The organism is Ruegeria sp. CK2 (assembly GCF_056536585.1).
The window spans coordinates 109,735-127,866 of the sequence record NZ_JBQFPW010000006.1 but is presented as its reverse complement, the minus strand read 5'-3'; the positions used below and the strand labels follow the sequence as shown (position 1 = coordinate 127,866).

15 protein-coding genes are annotated in these 18,132 nt (G+C 56.3%); 7 read left to right on the top strand and 8 right to left on the bottom strand.

Features of this window, described 5'->3' with window-relative positions:
• Positions 1-90: 90 nt before the first annotated feature.
• From ACR0BU_RS11475 to ACR0BU_RS11455, 5 genes are read left to right on the top strand one after another with little or no spacing between them, the layout of a single operon-like run.
• Positions 91-1,929, top strand: a complete 1,839-nt coding sequence (locus tag ACR0BU_RS11475; protein ID WP_480737439.1) for an ABC transporter ATP-binding protein — start codon at positions 91-93, stop codon at positions 1,927-1,929.
• Entirely contained in the window at positions 1,926-3,758 is a 1,833-nt protein-coding gene (locus tag ACR0BU_RS11470) for an ABC transporter ATP-binding protein (protein WP_480737441.1), read from the top strand. Before ACR0BU_RS11475 ends, ACR0BU_RS11470 begins: the two co-directional genes overlap by 4 nt.
• Before the next feature lie 39 nt (positions 3,759-3,797).
• On the top strand, positions 3,798-5,027 hold the full coding sequence (locus tag ACR0BU_RS11465; RefSeq protein ID WP_480737443.1) for a class I SAM-dependent RNA methyltransferase: 1,230 nt from the start codon (positions 3,798-3,800) through the stop codon (positions 5,025-5,027).
• 21 nt (positions 5,028-5,048) lie between these two features.
• On the top strand, positions 5,049-5,834 hold the full coding sequence (locus ACR0BU_RS11460; RefSeq protein WP_480737444.1) for an ion transporter: 786 nt from the start codon (positions 5,049-5,051) through the stop codon (positions 5,832-5,834).
• A gap of 59 nt (positions 5,835-5,893) precedes the next feature.
• Entirely contained in the window at positions 5,894-6,412 is a 519-nt protein-coding gene (locus ACR0BU_RS11455) for a L,D-transpeptidase family protein (protein ID WP_298935907.1), read from the top strand.
• A gap of 4 nt (positions 6,413-6,416) precedes the next feature.
• Here ACR0BU_RS11455 and ACR0BU_RS11450 read toward each other — a convergent pair whose 3' ends face one another.
• From ACR0BU_RS11450 to cysQ, 7 genes are all read right to left on the bottom strand, one after another.
• Positions 6,417-7,853, bottom strand: a complete 1,437-nt coding sequence (locus tag ACR0BU_RS11450) for a nodulation protein NodH (protein ID WP_480737446.1) — start codon at positions 7,851-7,853, stop codon at positions 6,417-6,419.
• A gap of 6 nt (positions 7,854-7,859) precedes the next feature.
• A complete protein-coding gene (locus ACR0BU_RS11445; RefSeq protein ID WP_480737447.1) occupies positions 7,860-9,560 on the bottom strand; it encodes a DUF5927 domain-containing protein in 1,701 nt (566 codons plus the stop codon).
• Positions 9,557-10,543 (bottom strand): glycosyltransferase family 2 protein, encoded by a 987-nt coding sequence (locus ACR0BU_RS11440; RefSeq protein ID WP_299081116.1) that lies wholly within the window; start codon positions 10,541-10,543, stop codon positions 9,557-9,559. The genes ACR0BU_RS11445 and ACR0BU_RS11440 overlap by 4 nt, the downstream gene beginning before the upstream one ends.
• A 186-nt stretch (positions 10,544-10,729) precedes the next feature.
• The gene (locus ACR0BU_RS11435; RefSeq protein WP_480737449.1) at positions 10,730-11,773 is read right to left on the bottom strand and encodes a glycosyltransferase family 2 protein; all 1,044 of its coding nucleotides are present in this window, start codon (positions 11,771-11,773) and stop codon (positions 10,730-10,732) included.
• Between the two features lie 7 nt (positions 11,774-11,780).
• Positions 11,781-12,764, bottom strand: coding sequence for a UDP-glucose 4-epimerase GalE (galE, locus tag ACR0BU_RS11430; protein ID WP_298935913.1), 984 nt, complete (start codon positions 12,762-12,764; stop codon positions 11,781-11,783).
• 70 nt (positions 12,765-12,834) lie between these two features.
• Positions 12,835-13,635 (bottom strand): 3-deoxy-manno-octulosonate cytidylyltransferase family protein, encoded by an 801-nt coding sequence (locus ACR0BU_RS11425; protein WP_298935914.1) that lies wholly within the window; start codon positions 13,633-13,635, stop codon positions 12,835-12,837.
• Positions 13,635-14,432 carry a 3'(2'),5'-bisphosphate nucleotidase CysQ gene (gene cysQ / locus ACR0BU_RS11420; protein ID WP_298935915.1) on the bottom strand — a complete coding sequence of 266 codons (798 nt, stop codon included), beginning with the start codon at positions 14,430-14,432 and terminating at the stop codon, positions 13,635-13,637. The genes ACR0BU_RS11425 and cysQ overlap by 1 nt, the downstream gene beginning before the upstream one ends.
• 122 nt (positions 14,433-14,554) lie before the next feature.
• On the opposite strand from cysQ, the gene ACR0BU_RS11415 reads away from it, so the two are divergent.
• Entirely contained in the window at positions 14,555-15,376 is an 822-nt protein-coding gene (locus ACR0BU_RS11415; RefSeq protein WP_480737450.1) for an ABC transporter permease, read from the top strand.
• Here ACR0BU_RS11415 and ACR0BU_RS11410 read toward each other — a convergent pair.
• Complete coding sequence (locus tag ACR0BU_RS11410) at positions 15,373-15,975, bottom strand: alpha-ketoglutarate-dependent dioxygenase AlkB family protein (protein ID WP_480737451.1); 603 nt, start codon at positions 15,973-15,975, stop codon at positions 15,373-15,375. The genes ACR0BU_RS11415 and ACR0BU_RS11410 overlap by 4 nt on opposite strands.
• Before the next feature lie 212 nt (positions 15,976-16,187).
• Between ACR0BU_RS11410 and dnaK the strand changes: the two genes are divergently transcribed.
• Positions 16,188-18,095, top strand: a complete 1,908-nt coding sequence (dnaK, locus tag ACR0BU_RS11405) for a molecular chaperone DnaK (RefSeq protein ID WP_298935919.1) — start codon at positions 16,188-16,190, stop codon at positions 18,093-18,095.
• Positions 18,096-18,132: the final 37 nt, after the last annotated feature.

Sequence of the window (18,132 nt, the reverse complement as noted above, 5' to 3'; positions counted from 1 at the left end):
AAAGCCGGAACGCTCGACCCGTAGGGGTGGTGTTCTGGCGCCATCTTTCTTCGCACGTCCTATTTATCTTGCTCAATTGGAGCATCCTCCATGTTTCGCTATTTCGAAAACCTTGTAGACCCTTTTGTCGCCTATACGGAATCTGACACACCACCAACGCGGCTGTGGCCGTTCATGCTGGATTATTCACAGCCCTTCATGAAGGTCTTTTTCTGGGCCGGGCTTATTTCCATCATCGTGGCAGGCGTTGAGATCGGACTGATCTATTACATGGGCCGCGTTGTCGATCTGCTGGGCGGCACGCCGACCGAAGTCTGGCAAAACCACGGAACCGAACTGCTGTGGATGGCCGCATTTATTCTATTGTTGCGACCCATCCTGCATCTGGTCGACGTCCTGTTGTTGAACAACACGATCCTGCCGAACTTTGGCACGCTGATCCGCTGGCGCGCGCATAAACACGTGCTGCGTCAATCGGTTGGTTGGTTTGAAAACGACTTTGCAGGCCGTATCGCCAACCGGATTATGCAGACGCCACCAGCTGCGGGCGAAGTGGTGTTTCAGGTCTTTGACGCGATTTCATTCTCGCTTGCTTACCTGATCGGCGCGGCGATTCTGCTGTACGCGGCAGATGCGCGCCTGCTTATTCCGCTCCTGATTTGGTTCGCGTTTTATGCTGTGCTGGTGCGTTGGACCGTAAAACGTGTTGGACCGGCCTCGCAGGCGGCCTCTGATGCACGCTCGACCGTGACGGGTCGTGTAGTGGACAGCTATACCAACATTCATTCGGTTAAGATGTTCGCCCATAACGCGCAAGAATTGGACTATGCGCGCGAAGCGATCGAGGAAACGCGCCGCACATTTCAGGTCGAAATGCGGATCTTCACTGTCATGGATGCTGTTCTGGTCACCCTGAACGGCCTGCTGATAGTTGGTGTTGTGGGTTGGGCGATTTATCTGTGGATGCAGGGCAGCGCGACCGTAGGTGTGGTCGCCGCTGCAACTGCGCTGACGCTGAGGCTGAACGCCATGACCGGCTGGATCATGTGGGCGCTGACCAGCTTCTTCCGTCAGCTCGGTATTGTGGCCGAAGGGATGCAGACGATTGCGCAACCTGTCGATTTGCTGGACGCCCCGGCTGCCAAGCCTCTGCGCCTGACAAACGGCCAGATCGAAATCCGCGATTTGTCGCATCATTACGGGCGCGAAACCGGTGGTCTGGATCATATCGACATGATCGTTCAGCCGGGCGAAAAGATTGGCCTGATCGGTCGGTCTGGTGCTGGTAAATCGACCCTCGTGAAACTGCTCTTACGGTTTTACGACGTTGAACGCGGCGCTATCCTGATTGACGATCAGAACATCGCACAGGTCACTCAGGACAGTCTGCGCAGTCATATCGGTATGGTTCAGCAGGACAGCGCATTGTTGCATCGCTCGGTTCGGGACAATATTCTATATGGCCGTCCTGATGCCACTGAATTGCAGATGATCACAGCGGCGAAACAGGCCGAGGCGCATGAGTTCATCCTTGACCTTCAGGATCCTGAAGGGCGCACCGGCTATGACGCGCATGTGGGGGAACGCGGCGTAAAGCTCAGCGGTGGTCAAAGGCAGCGGGTGACGCTGGCGCGGGTGATCTTGAAAGACGCCCCGATATTGTTGTTGGACGAGGCAACATCCGCCCTAGATTCCGAGGTTGAAGCGTCAATTCAGGAAACCCTCTACGGCATGATGCAAGGTAAAACCGTGATCGCCATTGCCCACCGGCTCAGCACTATCGCACAGATGGACCGCATTCTGGTGATGGATGGGGGCCGCATTGTGGAAGAGGGTGCGCATTCGGAGTTGTTGTCGCAGGGCGGCCTTTACGCGCAGTTCTGGGCGCGGCAGTCTGGCGGCTTCATGAATCCGGAGGCCGCTGAATGAGGGTTGCCGACCTCATAAACCCATTCAAGAACATCGAAACGCCCCCACCGCAGACTTTGGGGGCGTTCATTCGCTGGAGCTTATCCGGCGCGTGGCCGATGCTGTTTATTGCGGCATTCTTCTCGGCAACCGCTGGGGCGATGGAGGCGGGAACCGCCTGGATCCTCGGTTGGGTGATCGATGTGGCGACCTCCAGCGGGCCTGAGGACTTTCTGACCGCAGGAAACATGTGGATGATCTTCGGCGCAGTGGCGTTTTTCATGGTGCTGCGACCCATCTTGTTTGGGCTGTCGTCGCTGTCGAACAATTACATTGTCATGCCTAACATCCCGCCATTGGTTCTGGCCAAGTTGAACCGTTGGACGCTGGGCCAGTCCGTGACCTATTTCGATGACGATTTCGCAGGCCGGATTGCTCAAAAGCAGATGCAGACCTCGAACGCCATGGCCTCGGTCGTGTCGGAAACGATCAGCGCAATTGTCTTCGCTTTGGCGTCACTTGTGGGCTCTTTGCTTTTGTTAGGGTCTATTCACCCGTTGGTGATGTTGCCGTTTGCGGCCTGGCTTGTGGTGTATTTCTTGCTGGTGCGGTGGTATCTGCCGCGCATCCGCAAACGATCGGCAGAACGGGCCGGGGCGCGGGCGATGGTGTCAGGACAGGTGGTCGATACGATCACCAATATCAAAACCGTCAAACTGTTTGCCCACGCGGATTTCGAAGATCAGGCCGCGCGGCACTCGATGGTCGAGCTGCGCGAAAGATCGCTGGATTTCGGCAAACTATCGGCAAGCTTCCGATTCATTCTGATGACGCTCGCTGGGATTCTCCCGGTCCTGTTGCTGGGCGCAACGCTTTGGCTGTGGCAAGCCGGCAGTGCAACTGCTGGCGATATCGTTGCGGCCGGTGCCGTTTCGATCCGCATCGCGCAAATGACAGGCTGGGTCAGTTTCACGCTGATGGGTCTGTACGCCAATGTCGGAGAAATCGAGAACGGCATGAAGACGCTGGCCAAACGCGACCGAGTCGAAGACGCATCACAGGCCAAGGAGCTAAGCGTTACCGAAGGCAGCATCAGTTTTGACGCTGTTAGCTTTGCCTATGGCCGCGATGTTGGCGGTGTCATAGACCTGAATATGACCGTAAAGCCGGGTGAGAAACTGGGCATCGTCGGTGCTTCCGGTGCCGGGAAATCAACCTTGGTTTCGTTGTTATTGCGGCTCTATGACGGGGAAAAAGGTACAATTAGCATCGATGGGCAGGATGTGTCACATGTGACGCAGGACAGCCTGCGCCGCCAGATCGGCATGGTCACGCAAGAAACCGCGATGTTCAATCGCTCGGCCCGCGAGAATATCCTCTATGGTCGCCCTGACGCCCGAGAGGCTGAGATGGTCGAGGCGGCCAAAAAGGCCGAAGCGCATGAGTTCATCCTCAGCCTTCAGGATGCGCATGGTCGCACCGGATATGATGCGCATCTGGGAGAACGTGGAGTGAAACTCAGCGGCGGTCAGCGTCAGCGGATCGCTTTGGCGCGCGCCATTCTGAAGGACGCGCCGATCCTGGTGTTGGACGAGGCGACATCGGCGCTGGATTCCGAGGTCGAGGCATCGATTCAGACCGCACTACACCGGGTGATGCAGGGCAAGACGGTTCTGGCCATTGCGCATCGTTTGTCGACGCTCAGCGAGATGGACCGCATTGTCGTGTTGGACCATGGACAGATCGTGGAAACCGGCACCCATGATGCGTTGTTGGAAAAAGGCGGGCTATATGCTCGGTTTTGGCATCGTCAATCGGGCGGGTTCATTCAGGCGGAAGCTGCCGAATAAGGGTTTTGTTGCGGGTAATCCCCCGGTATCAGGCCAGCTATGACGCAACAATTCACCATAAACCGCCTTGGGCACCAGGGCGATGGCATCGCGGATGGCCCAGTCTATGCGCCGCGCACCCTGCCGGGTGAGGTGGTCAGCGGCACGCTTCTGGATCAATTCCTGACTGATATTCGGGTGGATACGCCTTCCGACCAGCGGGTGAAGGCGCCGTGCCGTCACTATAAGGCGTGTGGCGGATGCCAGCTGCAGCATGCGTCTGATGCGTTTGTTGCAGATTGGAAAGTCGACATCGTCCGCAACGCGCTTGCGGCACAAGGGTTAGAGGCGACTATGCGCCCGATCCACACGTCGCCGGAACGATCTCGTCGCCGCGCGACGATCACTGTGCGTCGGACGAAGAAGGGCACGCTGGCCGGTTTTCATGGACGCGCTTCGGATACCATCACAGAAATTCCCGATTGCCATCTGTTGGACCCGGCCCTGATTGCCGCGATTCCAGTGGCCGAGGCGCTGGCCGTGTTGGGCGGCAGCCGAAAGGGGGCTCTTGCCGTTACCCTGACCCTGTCCGAGGGCGGTTTGGATGTGGCCGTCAAAGGTGGCAAGCCACTGGATGGACCTTTGGAACTGGCGCTGGCGCAAGCCACGGAGAAACATGCGCTCGCGCGGCTCAGTTGGGATGGCGAGGTGATTGCCATGCGCCACGCCCCTGTTCAACGGTTTGGAGATGTCGCGGTCGTGCCCCCTTCGGGCGCGTTTCTGCAAGCAACCAAAGACGGCGAACAGGCTCTAACATTGGCGGTTTTGGAGGCTGTTCAGGGCGCTAAGCGAGTTGTTGATCTGTTTTCCGGCAGCGGTACGTTCTCTTTGCCATTGGCAAAAATGGCGGAAGTCCACGCAGTTGAGGGTGAAGCCGTCATGACCCAAGCCTTGGATAAGGGATGGCGCCGGGCGCAAGGCCTCAAGCGTATAACGACCGCGGCGCGGGATCTGTTTCGCCGTCCGTTGATGCAGGATGAGTTGAACTCCTTTGATGCTGTTGTCCTGGACCCGCCGCGCGCAGGGGCCGAAGCGCAAGTGGCCGAATTGGTTCAGGCGCAACGCCCGGTGATTGCCTATGTCTCGTGCAACCCGGTGACCTTTGCGCGCGACGCCAAATCCCTTGTCGATGCAGGATACACTCTTAAATGGGTACAGGTTGTTGACCAATTTCGATGGTCGTCACATACGGAACTTGCCGCGCGGTTTGTGCTGAACCCCGGATCTTGAACAGACAGGAGAGAGCGAGACATGGGGTTCAATCAGCGCTTGTTGGCGATCATCGAAGCGCCAGCCTTCGGGCGGTTCATTACCGGTGTCATTATCTTCAATGCTGTGTTGCTGGGGATGGAAACGTCGCCCACGCTGATGGCACAAGCGGGTCCATTGATCGTATTTCTGGACAGCGTTTGCCTGGGCATCTTTGTTGTCGAGATCGGGATCAAGCTTATCGCCACTGGCCGCAGGTTTTTTACCAGCGGCTGGAACATCTTTGACTTTCTGATCGTCGGGATTGCGCTGGTTCCGGGGGGCGGAGGGCTGTCAGTATTGCGGGCCCTGCGTATCCTGCGGGTGCTGCGTGTCATTTCCGTCGCGCCACGTCTGCGCCGCGTGGTCGAAGGCTTTATCTCGGCCGTTCCGGGTATGGCCAGTGTGTTCCTGCTGATGGCAATTCTGTTTTACATCGGTGCGGTGATCTCGACCAAACTGTTCTCGCAATCTTTCCCCGACTGGTTCGGTGATCTTGGGCTGTCGGCCTATACCTTGTTCCAGATCATGACGCTGGAAAGCTGGTCGATGGGCATCGTCCGCCCGGTGATGGAGGTGTATCCTTATGCCTGGTTGTTTTTTGTCCCATTCATCATGGTCACGACATTTGCGGTGGTGAACCTGCTGGTCGGCCTGATCGTAAATTCGATGCAGGATGCCCATCATGCCGAAGATGAGGTGAAAACAGACGCCTACCGGGACGAGGTAATTGCGCGACTTGAAATCATCGAACGCCATTTAATTGAGCAGTCGAACATCAAAAAGTGATTTCAGTTTTTATTTTTTTTGGCATAATAACCGAAAAAAAGAAGCAGGCAGTGAAAAATATGGATCGTCGAGTATTTGGATTGGGTGCTATGGCAACGCTGAGCCTTTCGGCTTGTGCCTCAGCTGGCCCGAGAATTTTGACTTACAATGGGCCCGAGGTTACCTCGCTTGTTGTGAACAAGGGATCACGCAAACTCTATCTTCTTCATCATGAGCAGGTCCTTCGGGAATATGATGTTGATTTGGGATTTGCTCCGAACGGCACGAAGATAAAACGCGGTGATGGTCGTACCCCGGAGGGCACGTATCTGATCGATCGCCGAAATCCCCGAAGCCGATATCACCTGTCGCTAGGAATCTCTTATCCGGACTCGCAGGACATCGCTTTGGCGAAAGCTGCAGGTGTTGATCCGGGTGGCGATATTTTCATTCACGGACAGCCCAATCTGCGGTCTGAGTTCAAGCGCGCGAAAAAGACGCCGGACTGGACAGCGGGCTGCATCGCGGTGAAGAACGACGAAATTGAAGAGATCTATGCGATGGTCAATCGCGGCACGCTGATCACCCTGCGCGCATAGGGTTTTACGACTGCGGCCGCCATGGGCCGAATCCAAATTGCAAATAGTCGCGGTGGTATGCTTCGGCTGCGAGCGCCTCGAGTTGTTCGTCGTAAATCTGTTCCAGCGTATAGGGCACGTCTTCCGGGCAGACCTCTGGTTCGGGTGGGTTTGTATGACCCATTGAACGGGCGAGCGCGGGCAGGGCCGTTCTCAACTCCTCTTCTCGCAGGATCAGATCTGGCATGGCGAACCCCGACATCCCCTCGATCACCAAAGACTGACTGCACCAGGCTCCGTCAACACGGATCGGCGTCTGGCCATCTAGGTTGTGGCGCAGAAAGGTCAGAAAGGTAGCAAATGCCTCATAGTGCTGGTCGAGGGAATAGTTGTTGGCTCGCACTTGTCCCGGGATCGGCAATTTGAACCGATTGCGCAGCGTGTGTCGGATCACTTGATAGCTGCCCGGTCCCTTGTTCAGAATACGGGTACAAAAGGCGGTGTGCGCCCGAGCCAACGGGTGACGCAGAACGGTGAATTTGCGGTGCCCCGTTTGGGATTGCATCCATGCGCGGGTTTGCTTGCGATTGCGATCAGTGATCAGATCGTCAGGGTGGGTTTCGTCCAGTTTCGCCAGCCAATCCCTGATCACCGGATCAACACCGCTGCGGATGGGCAGATACATAAGTGGGGTTTTGGCCGCAGCCACATAAAGTACCGCTGCCGGACCGCGCCGGGGTTCAAAATTCGGGGTGCGGTGCAGGTTGAACCAATCCACTCCAATCAGCGATTGTTCCATATCGTCCGGATTGGTCACCTTTGACAAAGGCGGGGCCGGGTTTTGCGGCTTTAGCGTATCGTCCAATTGATCCAGACGCCCTTCAACACCCAACCACCCAGCCAACCCATTCAGGACATTCAGCTGGTTCAGATCGTCGTAACCAATGTAAAACGCGGTCTGGCCGGATTTCTGCAGGTTGTTTAGCAGAAACTCCTGATGGCGCTGCAGGTTATCGAGATAGAATGCAAATTCTTCGGGATCAAATTCAACCTGCGCGTCCATGCGGCGTTTGATGTTCTTCAGTTGCCACTGTTTGGTCGCGCGCGCAATTTTCAGCGAAAGATAGCTGTCCAGCGGATTGCGGGTCAGTATGATCTTGGCGCATTTAGGATCGTTTAGCGCAGGCTCGAGAACCCGCGGCTCGTGATCCTGGAAATAGCGGAAGCCGTTCAGGCATCCCGGGGCTGACCGAATGGCGTTGATCAGTTGTGTTGGGTCAGTGTCGCGTTCAGCCAGCGAAACACCCAGCAGGTCTTCGGATTTTAGTCGGCCGATGAAATGTGGGTTGAACGCCTCACCATGGCAGGTAATGCCGTCAATCGCATTCAGATTGGCTTCCAACAGGTTCGAGCCAGTGCGCATTGCGGCCAGAACGATGAAGTAGTCGAACTTGGCTGACATCGGCGATCACTTCACCAGATAGGGTTTGCGGTAGGGTTTGGTCTGGGTTCCGAACACATCATCGGCGGGGAAATCACCCATCAGGTACGGGTGCATTCCCTGGTTCTTCAGGTTCTGAAGGAACTGACCGAACCCGGACAGGTCGACCATCGTCGGTGCTTCGGTCAGGTGGCTTGCCTGCTGTGTTCCGATTTCATCGATAATGCTTTGCAATGGCTCCATCGGGGATTCGATGAACTCTGCCAGGGTCCAGCTGCGCATCCGGGCTTTGGTCCAGACCGAGGTCAGAATCTCGAGTTGTTTGGATTCGATCTGCTGCAGACGGGCGGCTTCGGTTCTGATATCTGCGAAATTCATGTTTGATCGGAACAGGTCAATTGCCCAGGCCCCGGTGATCACCGAAATCTGGGCGTTTTTGTCCCGCGCCAGCAACCAGTTGATGTCTTGAGTGTCGGCTGGTCCGAATTGAAAACACTGGCGTTCACCGCGCGTGTTCCAGATCAGGTTCGACAGAAACGCTGTCGGGTTGTAATCGCGCAGGGTCGCGCTATCGGTGAGCGCACCGTTGATGATGGTTTCACCTTGCGCAAACTCGGCCCGGTCGGGGCCGAACAAATGTCCGTGGACCTTGGCGCCAGTAGTGTCTGACAACCAGGCTTCGAACCCCTCGAACACTTCGGAAAAGCCCTGAAATACGCAATACGGGGATGAGGTCAGGCCGTTTTCGCTGCCATGTCTGGGAAAGCGGCTTTGCATGTACAAACCATCGCGGCCATGCGTTCGTCGTTCAACGGCCTTGGCGAACACCCGGTCGATCTTACCGGGATTGGGCTCGGCTGGTTTCATTGCTCCGGCCTGATCAGTCAGAAAGGACTGATACAACCGATCCGCGCGCCACCAGATTTTCCGAGCGACAAAGCAATCCGACCGGCGCAACAGCTGCAGATGATCATCATAGAAAATATGCGGCCGGCCTTGATAGTCGAATTTGGACAGAGTCAGCGATCGGCTCTCGATATGGGTTGAATACAGACGCGCCAGAGTTTGAAAGTAGCTTTCATCCGGGATCCAGACGTGGCGAAAATATGCGTCATAGATTTTGCGCTTCGGATCCTGCAGGACCGCCGACAGTGTTTGACGGGTCAGGCACCACCACTGGCTGCCCATATGCGGCATCAATCCTTCGGGTATCCGTCGGCGGATGCCCAACGCGCGTTGCAATTTGACATATGTGTCAAACAGCTTGCGATGCTTGCGCCATGAAAACGGGAAGCGCAGCGTGAAACGTTCGTGATCCAAGCCACCGATGGTCCAGCTGACGTCAGCGGTTGTTGCGCTTTCGATAAAGTCGATGCGGGGCCGGTCGGCAAGATAATCGATCAGTTCCTGAACCGGGCGCAAGGGCAGGCAGGCACCCGAAGACAAGAACACGTGGCGGACATCAGGGAAGGATTCCAGCAGCCGTTCGGATGCGCATTGCGAGGCGGCGACGATGCCCCAGCCACCCCAGTCACAGATATGACGGTCCGAGAAGACGATCAGCGGGTTGTCCGCGCAAGACGAAACAAATCTGGAATAGTCCACGTCTGGCACTTTGCGATCTACATGGATCACGACTGGGCAGTCGGTTGCAGTCCAGTGCCGCGCCACCTGCTCAGCGCGATCAAGTGCGGTATGCACCAGCATGACGATGCCAAGACTGCTCATGCCCAGTTTCCTTTTGACATGAGACCCAGAATCTCAAGCTGCCGCCAGTTGATGAACTTCTCTGAACAGGTGCACCAGAAAACGGGCTTACCCTCAAGCTGCTGCGCATAGGCTTTGTATTCGCCGGACCCACGGTAGTGTTCTCCGCGCTGCAGCTCCTCATGCGCCTTGTCGCCCAATGTGTTGATCAATTTAGCATGCAGCAGCGCGCCGCTGGTTTTCTCTCCGCCCCACTCATCGTAGACTTGGTTCAGGCCGCGCGGTAAAAGCGAATGAGTTGAACTTACATAGACATAGCGCCTATCCCATTTGACCAGTGGGATTTTGTTCAATGCAGGCGCTTTGGCCGGAGTCTCTTGAAAAAACACACGTGCCCTCGGCCCACCCTGAATCCAAAGATTTTTGTAAACTGGATTCTTTGTGATCGTGTAGTTTCCTGCATCAAACCAGCGCGCGATATCAAAGGGGTTTTGTCCTTCGGTGTAAGGTTCCGCGTCCACTGGCCCCTGCGGATACATGTCGATCAACATGGTGCCAAAGCTGCGCACGGCGCAGCCGTCCAGCCAGTCGGTCAGGGCGCGGATCGGTCGTGTATCGCAAAACGGATAGATAAAGAACTCATCCGGATCGACGGTCAGAACCCAGTGCCCATGCGCATATTTCCGAAGCAGATAGTTTGACCAGTCCAAACCATAAGACGCTTTCTTGTAGCTGGTCTTTGTGCGCCAGACCGAGACATCCGGCTGCGCTTGCAGAAACTCAAAGCTGCCGTCATCACTGTCATTGTCGACAAACAGAAAGTGATTGATGCCCAGTTTGCGATAATAATCCAGAAGATAGGGCAGGCGGATCTTTTCGTTGCGGATGACGCTCATCAGTAGAATATCGTCCGAACGGATCGCTGCGGTGTTGGTGCTGGCCGGCTTCAACTCGCGTCGTTTTTTGACACATCGCAAAATACGGCGCTTGCGCCGCAATCTCATTCGATATGATCCCCATAGGCTCACGCGACTGCCCAACCTTTTGTATAACGCGAGCGTTCCCCGGGTCTGCCAAGACGTGTTTGGCACCAGGGTCTTGCCGGTTTATGCCATTTTTGCATCTTGCAAAGCAATGGATTTAAAAGCCGTTAGTGACGAGCATGGTTTTTATGCCCTTGTTTTCTGTGATCATTCCCAACCTCCGGCGTTCATCAGACCCATTTGCTGCAACTGCGCCCAGCCTGTGTATTCGGTAGAGTGTGGGGTCCACATGTCTGGGCAATTAATTATCTCATCGTAGTATGGCCCGAATTGGTCCGGATCGTGAAAATGCTGTCGTCGCTGCTTTTCGATTTCCGACTTTTCGACAATTTCCGGCAGGAACTTGGTGTGCAGCAAGACACCAGACGGCGTTTCCCCACCTGGCCCGTCATAGGCCGAGTTCAGCTTTCGGGGCAAAGCGGAATGACAGGAGTTCACGAAAGCATAGCGGCGCGACCATCGAACCAGTGGTATTTTGTTTAAGGTCGGAGAGCACTGCCGCACCTGCGTAAAGAACGTCCGTTCACGCGCGCCGCCCTGTACCCAAAGATTGCCTGCCGGGCTTTGTCGCTGCGCCCGGTACGGCCCGGCATCGAACCAGCTCAGAACCGCTGTCGGGTCGGTTTCGGCGTCATAGGATTGGGACCCCAGCGGACCCTTGGGGTACAGATCCAGCATCAGCGTACCAAACGCCACGCGCCCTTGCAGATCCAGCCAAGTGGTCAGATCGTGGAGCGAGCGGTCGCCATGATTGGCATAGATCAACAGCTCATCGGCATCGACCATCAGACACCAGTGCCGGTGGCCGTATCGCATCTGCAGCCCCGTCAGCCAGTCCAGCCCGTACCTGGACGCCCGATAACTGGCATGCGTTTGCCACAGTGAGACGTCTGGCTGTTCCAGCAGATACTCGGTTGATCCATCGTCGCTGCCATTGTCCACAATCAGAAAATGATCGACTCCCAACCGACGATAGTGGCGAAAAAACCAAGGCAGGCGGGTGATTTCGTTGCGCAGCGTCGTAAAGACCAGAATGTCACCGCGGTTGATTGTGTGTGTGCGGTCCATCAGGGATGAAAGCTGCTTTTGGCTGCGCCATGACCTCCACAACAGGCGGCGACGTTTCCAGCGCAGGCGGTACTTCTGCCCCCATCCGATCTGGGGGAGCATCTGTGCCGCGTTGCTGGTCACAGGATCCTCATTTCTCGTAGTGGCCGTTCTGGTGCCAGCGCCAAGCATCTGAGATCATAATCTCTAAGGTAGAGCGTTTGGGATTCCAGCCCAGTTCGGTCTCGGCGCGCACCGAGCCTGAAACCAGCTTGGTGCAATCACCTGCCCGCCGGGCACCGACGGTATAAGGGACCGGGCGATTGGTCACGGACTTGGATTGTTCGATGACCTCGAAAACCGAAAACCCGGAACCGGTGCCCAGATTGAACACCCGGCTGTCCTTGCCTTGTTCCAGCCAATCCAGCCCAAGCACATGGGCATCCACCAGATCACAGACATGCACATAATCGCGAATGCAGGTGCCGTCCGGCGTTTCGTAGTCCGTGCCGAAAACGGTCAACCCATCCCGTTTGCCGTCAATTGCATCCAGCATCAATGGAACAAGATGAGTTTCGGGTCGATGGAATTCGCCGACCTCGCCATCCGGGTCCGCGCCTGCGACGTTGAAATAGCGGAAGATCACATGGCGCAGACCATGGGCGGCCTCGAAATCGCGCAGGATATCTTCGATCGCCCGTTTAGAGGCCCCGTACGCGTTCAGCGGGTGCTGCGATGTGGTCTCATCCAAAACCACATTGTCATGCTCGCCATAGGTGGCGCAGGTGGACGAGAATACAAAGTCCAGACATCCCGCAGCAACCGCGGCCTCGATCAGTGTCAGGGAACCGGTGACGTTATTCGACCAGTACTTTCCGGGCTTTGCCATAGCCTCGCCCACTTGGCTAAGGGCTGCAAAATGCATCACCGCCACCGGCTGATGTTTGGTAAAAACCTCGTCCAGTCGCGCCCGGTCCATCAGGTCGCCCTGTTCGAACGGGCCGAATTTCACCGCATCCTGCCAGCCGGTGACGAGATTGTCATAGGTCACCGGGGTATAACCTGCCTGCGACAACGCCTTGCAGGCATGTGATCCGATGTAGCCAGCGCCACCGGTTACGAGAACAGTCTTCATATGTCGCCCATAGAGTCAGAGTTGAAGGTTGCTATGCCATCGCAATAGCGAACGTCAGGGGGAAAAGCGGTCAATCCAGACCCATATCTGCCATCATAGCCTCAATTTTAGGCACATCTTGGGGGTTGTTGAGCTCCCAAAACTGACGGCCCTTGGCCTCAACCTCGACGCACAGAACCTTGCGGCCGTTCTCCATGAACCGCAATTGTTCCAGCCCTTCCAGCTGCTCCAGTGGCCCCACCGGCCAATCCGGATAAGACTCCAGTGCGTCCGGGCGGTACGCGTAGACGCCGACATGATGAAAGACAGGGGTTGGATCGGTGCCCGCGTAGGTTTGCGCCGTGAACGGCACAACTTCTTTCGAGAAGTACATTGCGCTATGATCACTGGCAAAAACAGCCGTCGTGCCACCAACACGGTCATGTTTGCGGTCGTTCAAAAGACCTCTCAGCGCATCTCCGTCGCAGCGCAACACAGGTGTTGCCACACCCGCATCCGGTGCGGCGCGCAGGCCCGAGATAAGGTCTTCGACAAACCAATGCGGCGTCAGCGGAGCGTCGCCCTGCAGGTTGACCACGATGTCATACTTCGCGCCCAACACGCTATGAGCCTCGGCACATCGTTCGGTGCCATTGCCACAGGCCTCGGATGTCATCACTACCTCGGCCCCGAACGCTTCGGAAACCTCGCGGATGCGATCATCATCTGTGGCAACGACCACCCGATCGACGCCGGACACGGATTTTGCCGCGCGCCACGACCGTTCGATCAGCGTCATCGCAGTGCCGTTTGCACCTGTCAAAGGCACCAGAGGTTTGCCGGGATAGCGGGACGAGGCATAGCGGGCGGGAATGGCAAGCAGTACGGACATCAGGCCTCCTTCAGGTCTACGCCCGGGGCGTAGGCGATGAAAAACGGGTTTGCATACCCGTCCTTGCCATAAGTAAGGGCAGAATGATCATCAAAACGCACCACCTTGCCACCTGCACCGGCCAGCACAGCATGACCAGCGGCAGTGTCCCATTCCATTGTACGCCCAACGCGGGGATAGATGTCAGCCTCACCAGTCGCGATCAGACAGAACTTGAGCGAAGAGCCCGCGCTCTTGCTGTCCTGAACCTGATATTTGTTGATGTAGTCATCGGTCGCTTGATCGCGGTGAGATTTAGAAGCCACAACCAAAAGCGCGGAGTTGTCAGGATTCGATACAGATATCGGCGTCATCGCACCCGGTTGATCCTTTTCCAAGGCTCCGGTTTCCTCGACAGATTGGCCATCGGCTTGGGTATAGAACATGCGATCGCGGGCAGGGGCGTAAACAACGCCTCGGGTTGGCACGCCGTTTTCAACCAAAGCGATGTTCACCGTGAAATCGCCACGTCGGTTGATGAACTCTTTGGTACCGTCCAGAGGATCCACGATCAGGAACGTATCGCCCTTTTCAGAATGCGAGGCGGCCTGTTCTTCGGTCACCAGCAGAATGTCAGGAAACGCGGCACGCAACCCGGCGGAAATCAGGGCATCAGCAGCTTCGTCTGCCTCGGTCACTGGGCTGGAATCGGATTTGACTTTGACGTCAAAATCATCCGACTGGTAGATTTCCATGATCTTGTCGCCCGCTTCCAGGGCCAAACGTCGGATGACGGGAATGAGGGCGTCATAGGTCACAAAAATGCTCCGTTCCTGTGGTTTGTTGATCCAAACTCATGACGGACTTATGATGCGCCGGTTACCGAACGGCAAGATATTCATGCCAGATTAGGGACAACAAAGCAGGGAAGACGCGTCGCGTGTTTTATTTCAAGCGGAACCAAACGCTGCTGGGCGGCGCATTCACAACGATGGAACTGGTGTTCCATGCGGTGGTGCGCAGTGTACGTTCCCAGCATGCGAACGCGGTCATGGCGATCCTGATCAACATCATGCAGGTGGTGGTGATGGCGCTGATCTTCTATTTGATCATGTCATTCATGGGCACGCGGGTTGCCAAGATCCGGGGGGAGTTCATTCTTTACATCCTGTCGGGTGTTTTCCTGTTCATGATGCATGTCCAATCAGTCGGTTCCATCTCCGGGGTTAAAGGGGTCAATAACCCGATGATGCTGCACTCCCCAATGAACGTGATGGTCATGATTCTGGCGGCTGCGTTTGGAACGCTTTACAAGCAGATGATGTCTATCCTGGTGATCCTGTTTGTCTACAGTGTCTCCGTCAAACCGCTCGAGATTCAGGATCCCGGCGGCGCGTTTGCAATGTTGATCCTGTCGTGGTTCACAGGATGTGCAGTCGGTCTAGTGTTCATGGCGCTCAAGCCGTGGCTTCCAACCTTCTCGTCTATGGCCAGCAATGTTTACCGACGTCTGAACATGGTGTTCTCCGGAAAGATGTTCGTCGCCAATGCGCTTGGCGGCGGAATTCTTATGATGTTTGCCTGGAACCCGCTGTTCCACATCATCGATCAGTGCCGCGGGTTTGTGTTTCGCAACTACTTTCCACGCAACACCAGCTGGGAATACGCCCTTTGGGTTGGGATCGCGCTGCTGATGATTGGCCTGCTGGGCGAGTTCTTCACCCGCAAGCACGTCTCGCAAAGCTGGAACGCCCGCCGCTAATGCGCCACCCTTAGCGTCAGGTTGATCCTGCCACCCTTGGGCAACAGCTTTGATGATCCGTGCCGGATTCGATCCACGCCGTGATATGCCAACCTCGCGGGCCCGCCCATGATCACGACGTCCCCTGAATTCAGCCAGATCGATTCGGTCTTGCCTCCACGCGTGGTGTTGCCGATGCGGAACAGCGCATCGTCGCCCAGAGAAATCGACAATACCGGCCAGGAAAAATCTGCCTCATCCTTGTCCTGATGCAGCCCCATTCGGGCATCTTCACTATAGTAGTTGATCAGGCAGCAGTCCGGGTCACGTTCAGCGCTGGCCAGTTCGTGCCAGATATTCAGAACCGACTCGGGAATTCCCGGCCACGCGCCACCTTTGGGGTGTTGCGTTTGATATCGATACCCGGATCTGTCCGTGACCCAACCAACCGCGCCCGCCGAGGTCATGCGCACGGACATTTCCTTGCCTGACGGGGTCATCGCTCGGAACAAGGGTGCCGCTTTCAGAATCGGTCGCAGGTCTTCGACCAGCTGACCTTGCGCCGCCGCATCCAGATAGCCTTTTCTGATATCAAAACCGCGCAAAAGCAGCCGTGCCATCCCAGATTTCCCATTCCTTACCGAAACCTTGCGGAAAAAGGCCGCAGATTTGCGAAAACCTGCATTTCTGAACGCTTGCAGGCCCCTGTTCCCGCCCTTATATACGCCGGGACGCGCGATGGTGTAGTGCTGTCGCGCACAACATATCGGGGACGGGATGCCATAAAGGGTCCAGCCCTCGGGACATCGCCTTGAAGAGAAAGGGATCGCAAATGGGAAAAGTAATAGGGATTGACCTCGGCACCACCAACTCGTGTGTGGCCATCATGGACGGCTCGCAGCCGAAGGTCATCGAAAACGCCGAAGGGGCGCGGACCACGCCTTCGATCGTCGCCTTCACCGAAGATGAGCGACTGGTCGGTCAGCCTGCCAAGCGTCAGGCGGTCACCAACCCCGACAACACCATCTTTGGCGTCAAGCGCCTGATCGGTCGTCGTGTGGATGATGCAGAAGTCGAAAAAGACAAGAAAATGGTGCCATATGCTATCGTCAATGGTGGCAACGGCGACGCGTGGGTCGAAGCCCGCGGTGAAAAGTACTCCCCAAGCCAAATCTCGGCCTTCACTCTGGGTAAGATGAAGGAAACCGCTGAGAGCTATCTGGGTGAGGAAGTCACACAAGCCGTCATCACCGTTCCGGCCTATTTCAATGACGCCCAGCGTCAGGCGACCAAAGACGCAGGCAAGATCGCCGGTCTGGAAGTCTTGCGGATCATCAACGAACCGACAGCTGCCGCCCTGGCCTATGGCCTGGACAAGGAAGAAACCCAAACCATCGCGGTCTATGACCTTGGTGGTGGTACCTTCGACGTGACCATTCTGGAAATTGATGACGGTCTGTTCGAGGTCAAATCGACCAACGGCGACACCTTCCTGGGTGGTGAAGACTTTGACATGCGCATCGTCAACTACCTGGCGGACGAGTTCAAAAAAGAACACGGTGTCGACCTGTCTGCCGACAAGATGGCCCTGCAGCGTCTGAAAGAAGCTGCTGAAAAAGCCAAGATCGAACTGTCCTCGACCTCGCAGACCGAAATCAACCAGCCGTTCATCTCGATGGGTGCCAACGGTCAGCCGCTGCACATGGTCATGAAACTGACCCGTGCCAAGCTGGAATCTCTGGTTAGCGATCTGATCAAGAAATCGATGAAGCCTTGCCAGGCCGCGTTGAAGGACGCGGGCCTGTCGGCGGGTGACATTGATGAGGTTGTTTTGGTCGGTGGTATGACCCGGATGCCGAAAGTCATCGAAGAGGTCACCAAATTCTTCGGCAAAGAGCCGCACAAGGGCGTGAACCCAGACGAAGTTGTCGCCATGGGTGCCGCCATTCAGGCCGGTGTTCTGCAAGGCGACGTCAAAGACGTGGTTCTGCTGGACGTGACCCCGCTGTCGCTGGGGATTGAGACGCTGGGTGGCGTGTTCACCCGCCTGATCGACCGCAACACCACGATCCCGACCAAGAAGTCTCAGGTCTTCTCGACCGCCGAGGACAACCAGAACGCCGTGACCATCCGCTGTTTCCAAGGGGAGCGCGAAATGGCTGCGGACAACAAGATCCTGGGTCAGTTCAACCTTGAAGACATCCCGCCAGCCCCGCGTGGTATGCCCCAGATCGAGGTGACGTTTGACATCGACGCCAACGGTATCGTCTCGGTTTCGGCCAAAGACAAAGGCACCGGCAAAGAGCAGAAGATCACCATCCAGGCATCGGGTGGTTTGTCGGACGAAGATATCGACAAGATGGTCAAGGACGCCGAAGACAATGCCGAGGCGGACAAAGAACGCCGCGAGCTGATCGAGGCGAAGAACCAGGCGGAAAGCCTCATCCATTCGACAGAAAAGTCGATGGAAGAGCATGCCGATAAAGTCGACCCAACCACCATCGAAGCCATCGAGCTGGCGATTGCCGCGCTGAAGGACGAGCTGGAAACCGAGAATGCCGACAAGATCAAGTCGGGCATTCAGAACGTTACCGAAGCTGCCATGAAGCTGGGTGAAGCCATCTATAAGGCACAAGCCGAAGAGGGTGATGAAGAACCTGCAGCTGCGGATGAAGCTCCGGGCGCGGACGACATTGTCGACGCCGAATTCGAAGATCTGGACGACGACAAGCGTAACTAACGGGCAACCGTGCCATTTCGGGCCGGTCCGGTTACCG

Excerpts from the sequence above, each read along its gene's own strand:
- ACR0BU_RS11475 (WP_480737439.1), top strand. The coding sequence starts at position 91 with ATGTTTCGCTATTTCGAAAACCTTGTAGACCCTTTTGTCGCCTATACG.
- ACR0BU_RS11470 (WP_480737441.1), top strand. The coding sequence starts at position 1,926 with ATGAGGGTTGCCGACCTCATAAACCCATTCAAGAACATCGAAACGCCC.
- ACR0BU_RS11465 (WP_480737443.1), top strand. The coding sequence starts at position 3,798 with ATGACGCAACAATTCACCATAAACCGCCTTGGGCACCAGGGCGATGGC.
- ACR0BU_RS11460 (WP_480737444.1), top strand. The coding sequence starts at position 5,049 with ATGGGGTTCAATCAGCGCTTGTTGGCGATCATCGAAGCGCCAGCCTTC.
- ACR0BU_RS11455 (WP_298935907.1), top strand. The coding sequence starts at position 5,894 with ATGGATCGTCGAGTATTTGGATTGGGTGCTATGGCAACGCTGAGCCTT.
- ACR0BU_RS11450 (WP_480737446.1), bottom strand. The coding sequence starts at position 7,853 with ATGTCAGCCAAGTTCGACTACTTCATCGTTCTGGCCGCAATGCGCACT.
- ACR0BU_RS11445 (WP_480737447.1), bottom strand. The coding sequence starts at position 9,560 with ATGAGCAGTCTTGGCATCGTCATGCTGGTGCATACCGCACTTGATCGC.
- ACR0BU_RS11440 (WP_299081116.1), bottom strand. The coding sequence starts at position 10,543 with ATGAGATTGCGGCGCAAGCGCCGTATTTTGCGATGTGTCAAAAAACGA.
- galE (WP_298935913.1), bottom strand. The coding sequence starts at position 12,764 with ATGAAGACTGTTCTCGTAACCGGTGGCGCTGGCTACATCGGATCACAT.
- ACR0BU_RS11425 (WP_298935914.1), bottom strand. The coding sequence starts at position 13,635 with ATGTCCGTACTGCTTGCCATTCCCGCCCGCTATGCCTCGTCCCGCTAT.
- ACR0BU_RS11410 (WP_480737451.1), bottom strand. The coding sequence starts at position 15,975 with ATGGCACGGCTGCTTTTGCGCGGTTTTGATATCAGAAAAGGCTATCTG.
- dnaK (WP_298935919.1), top strand. The coding sequence starts at position 16,188 with ATGGGAAAAGTAATAGGGATTGACCTCGGCACCACCAACTCGTGTGTG.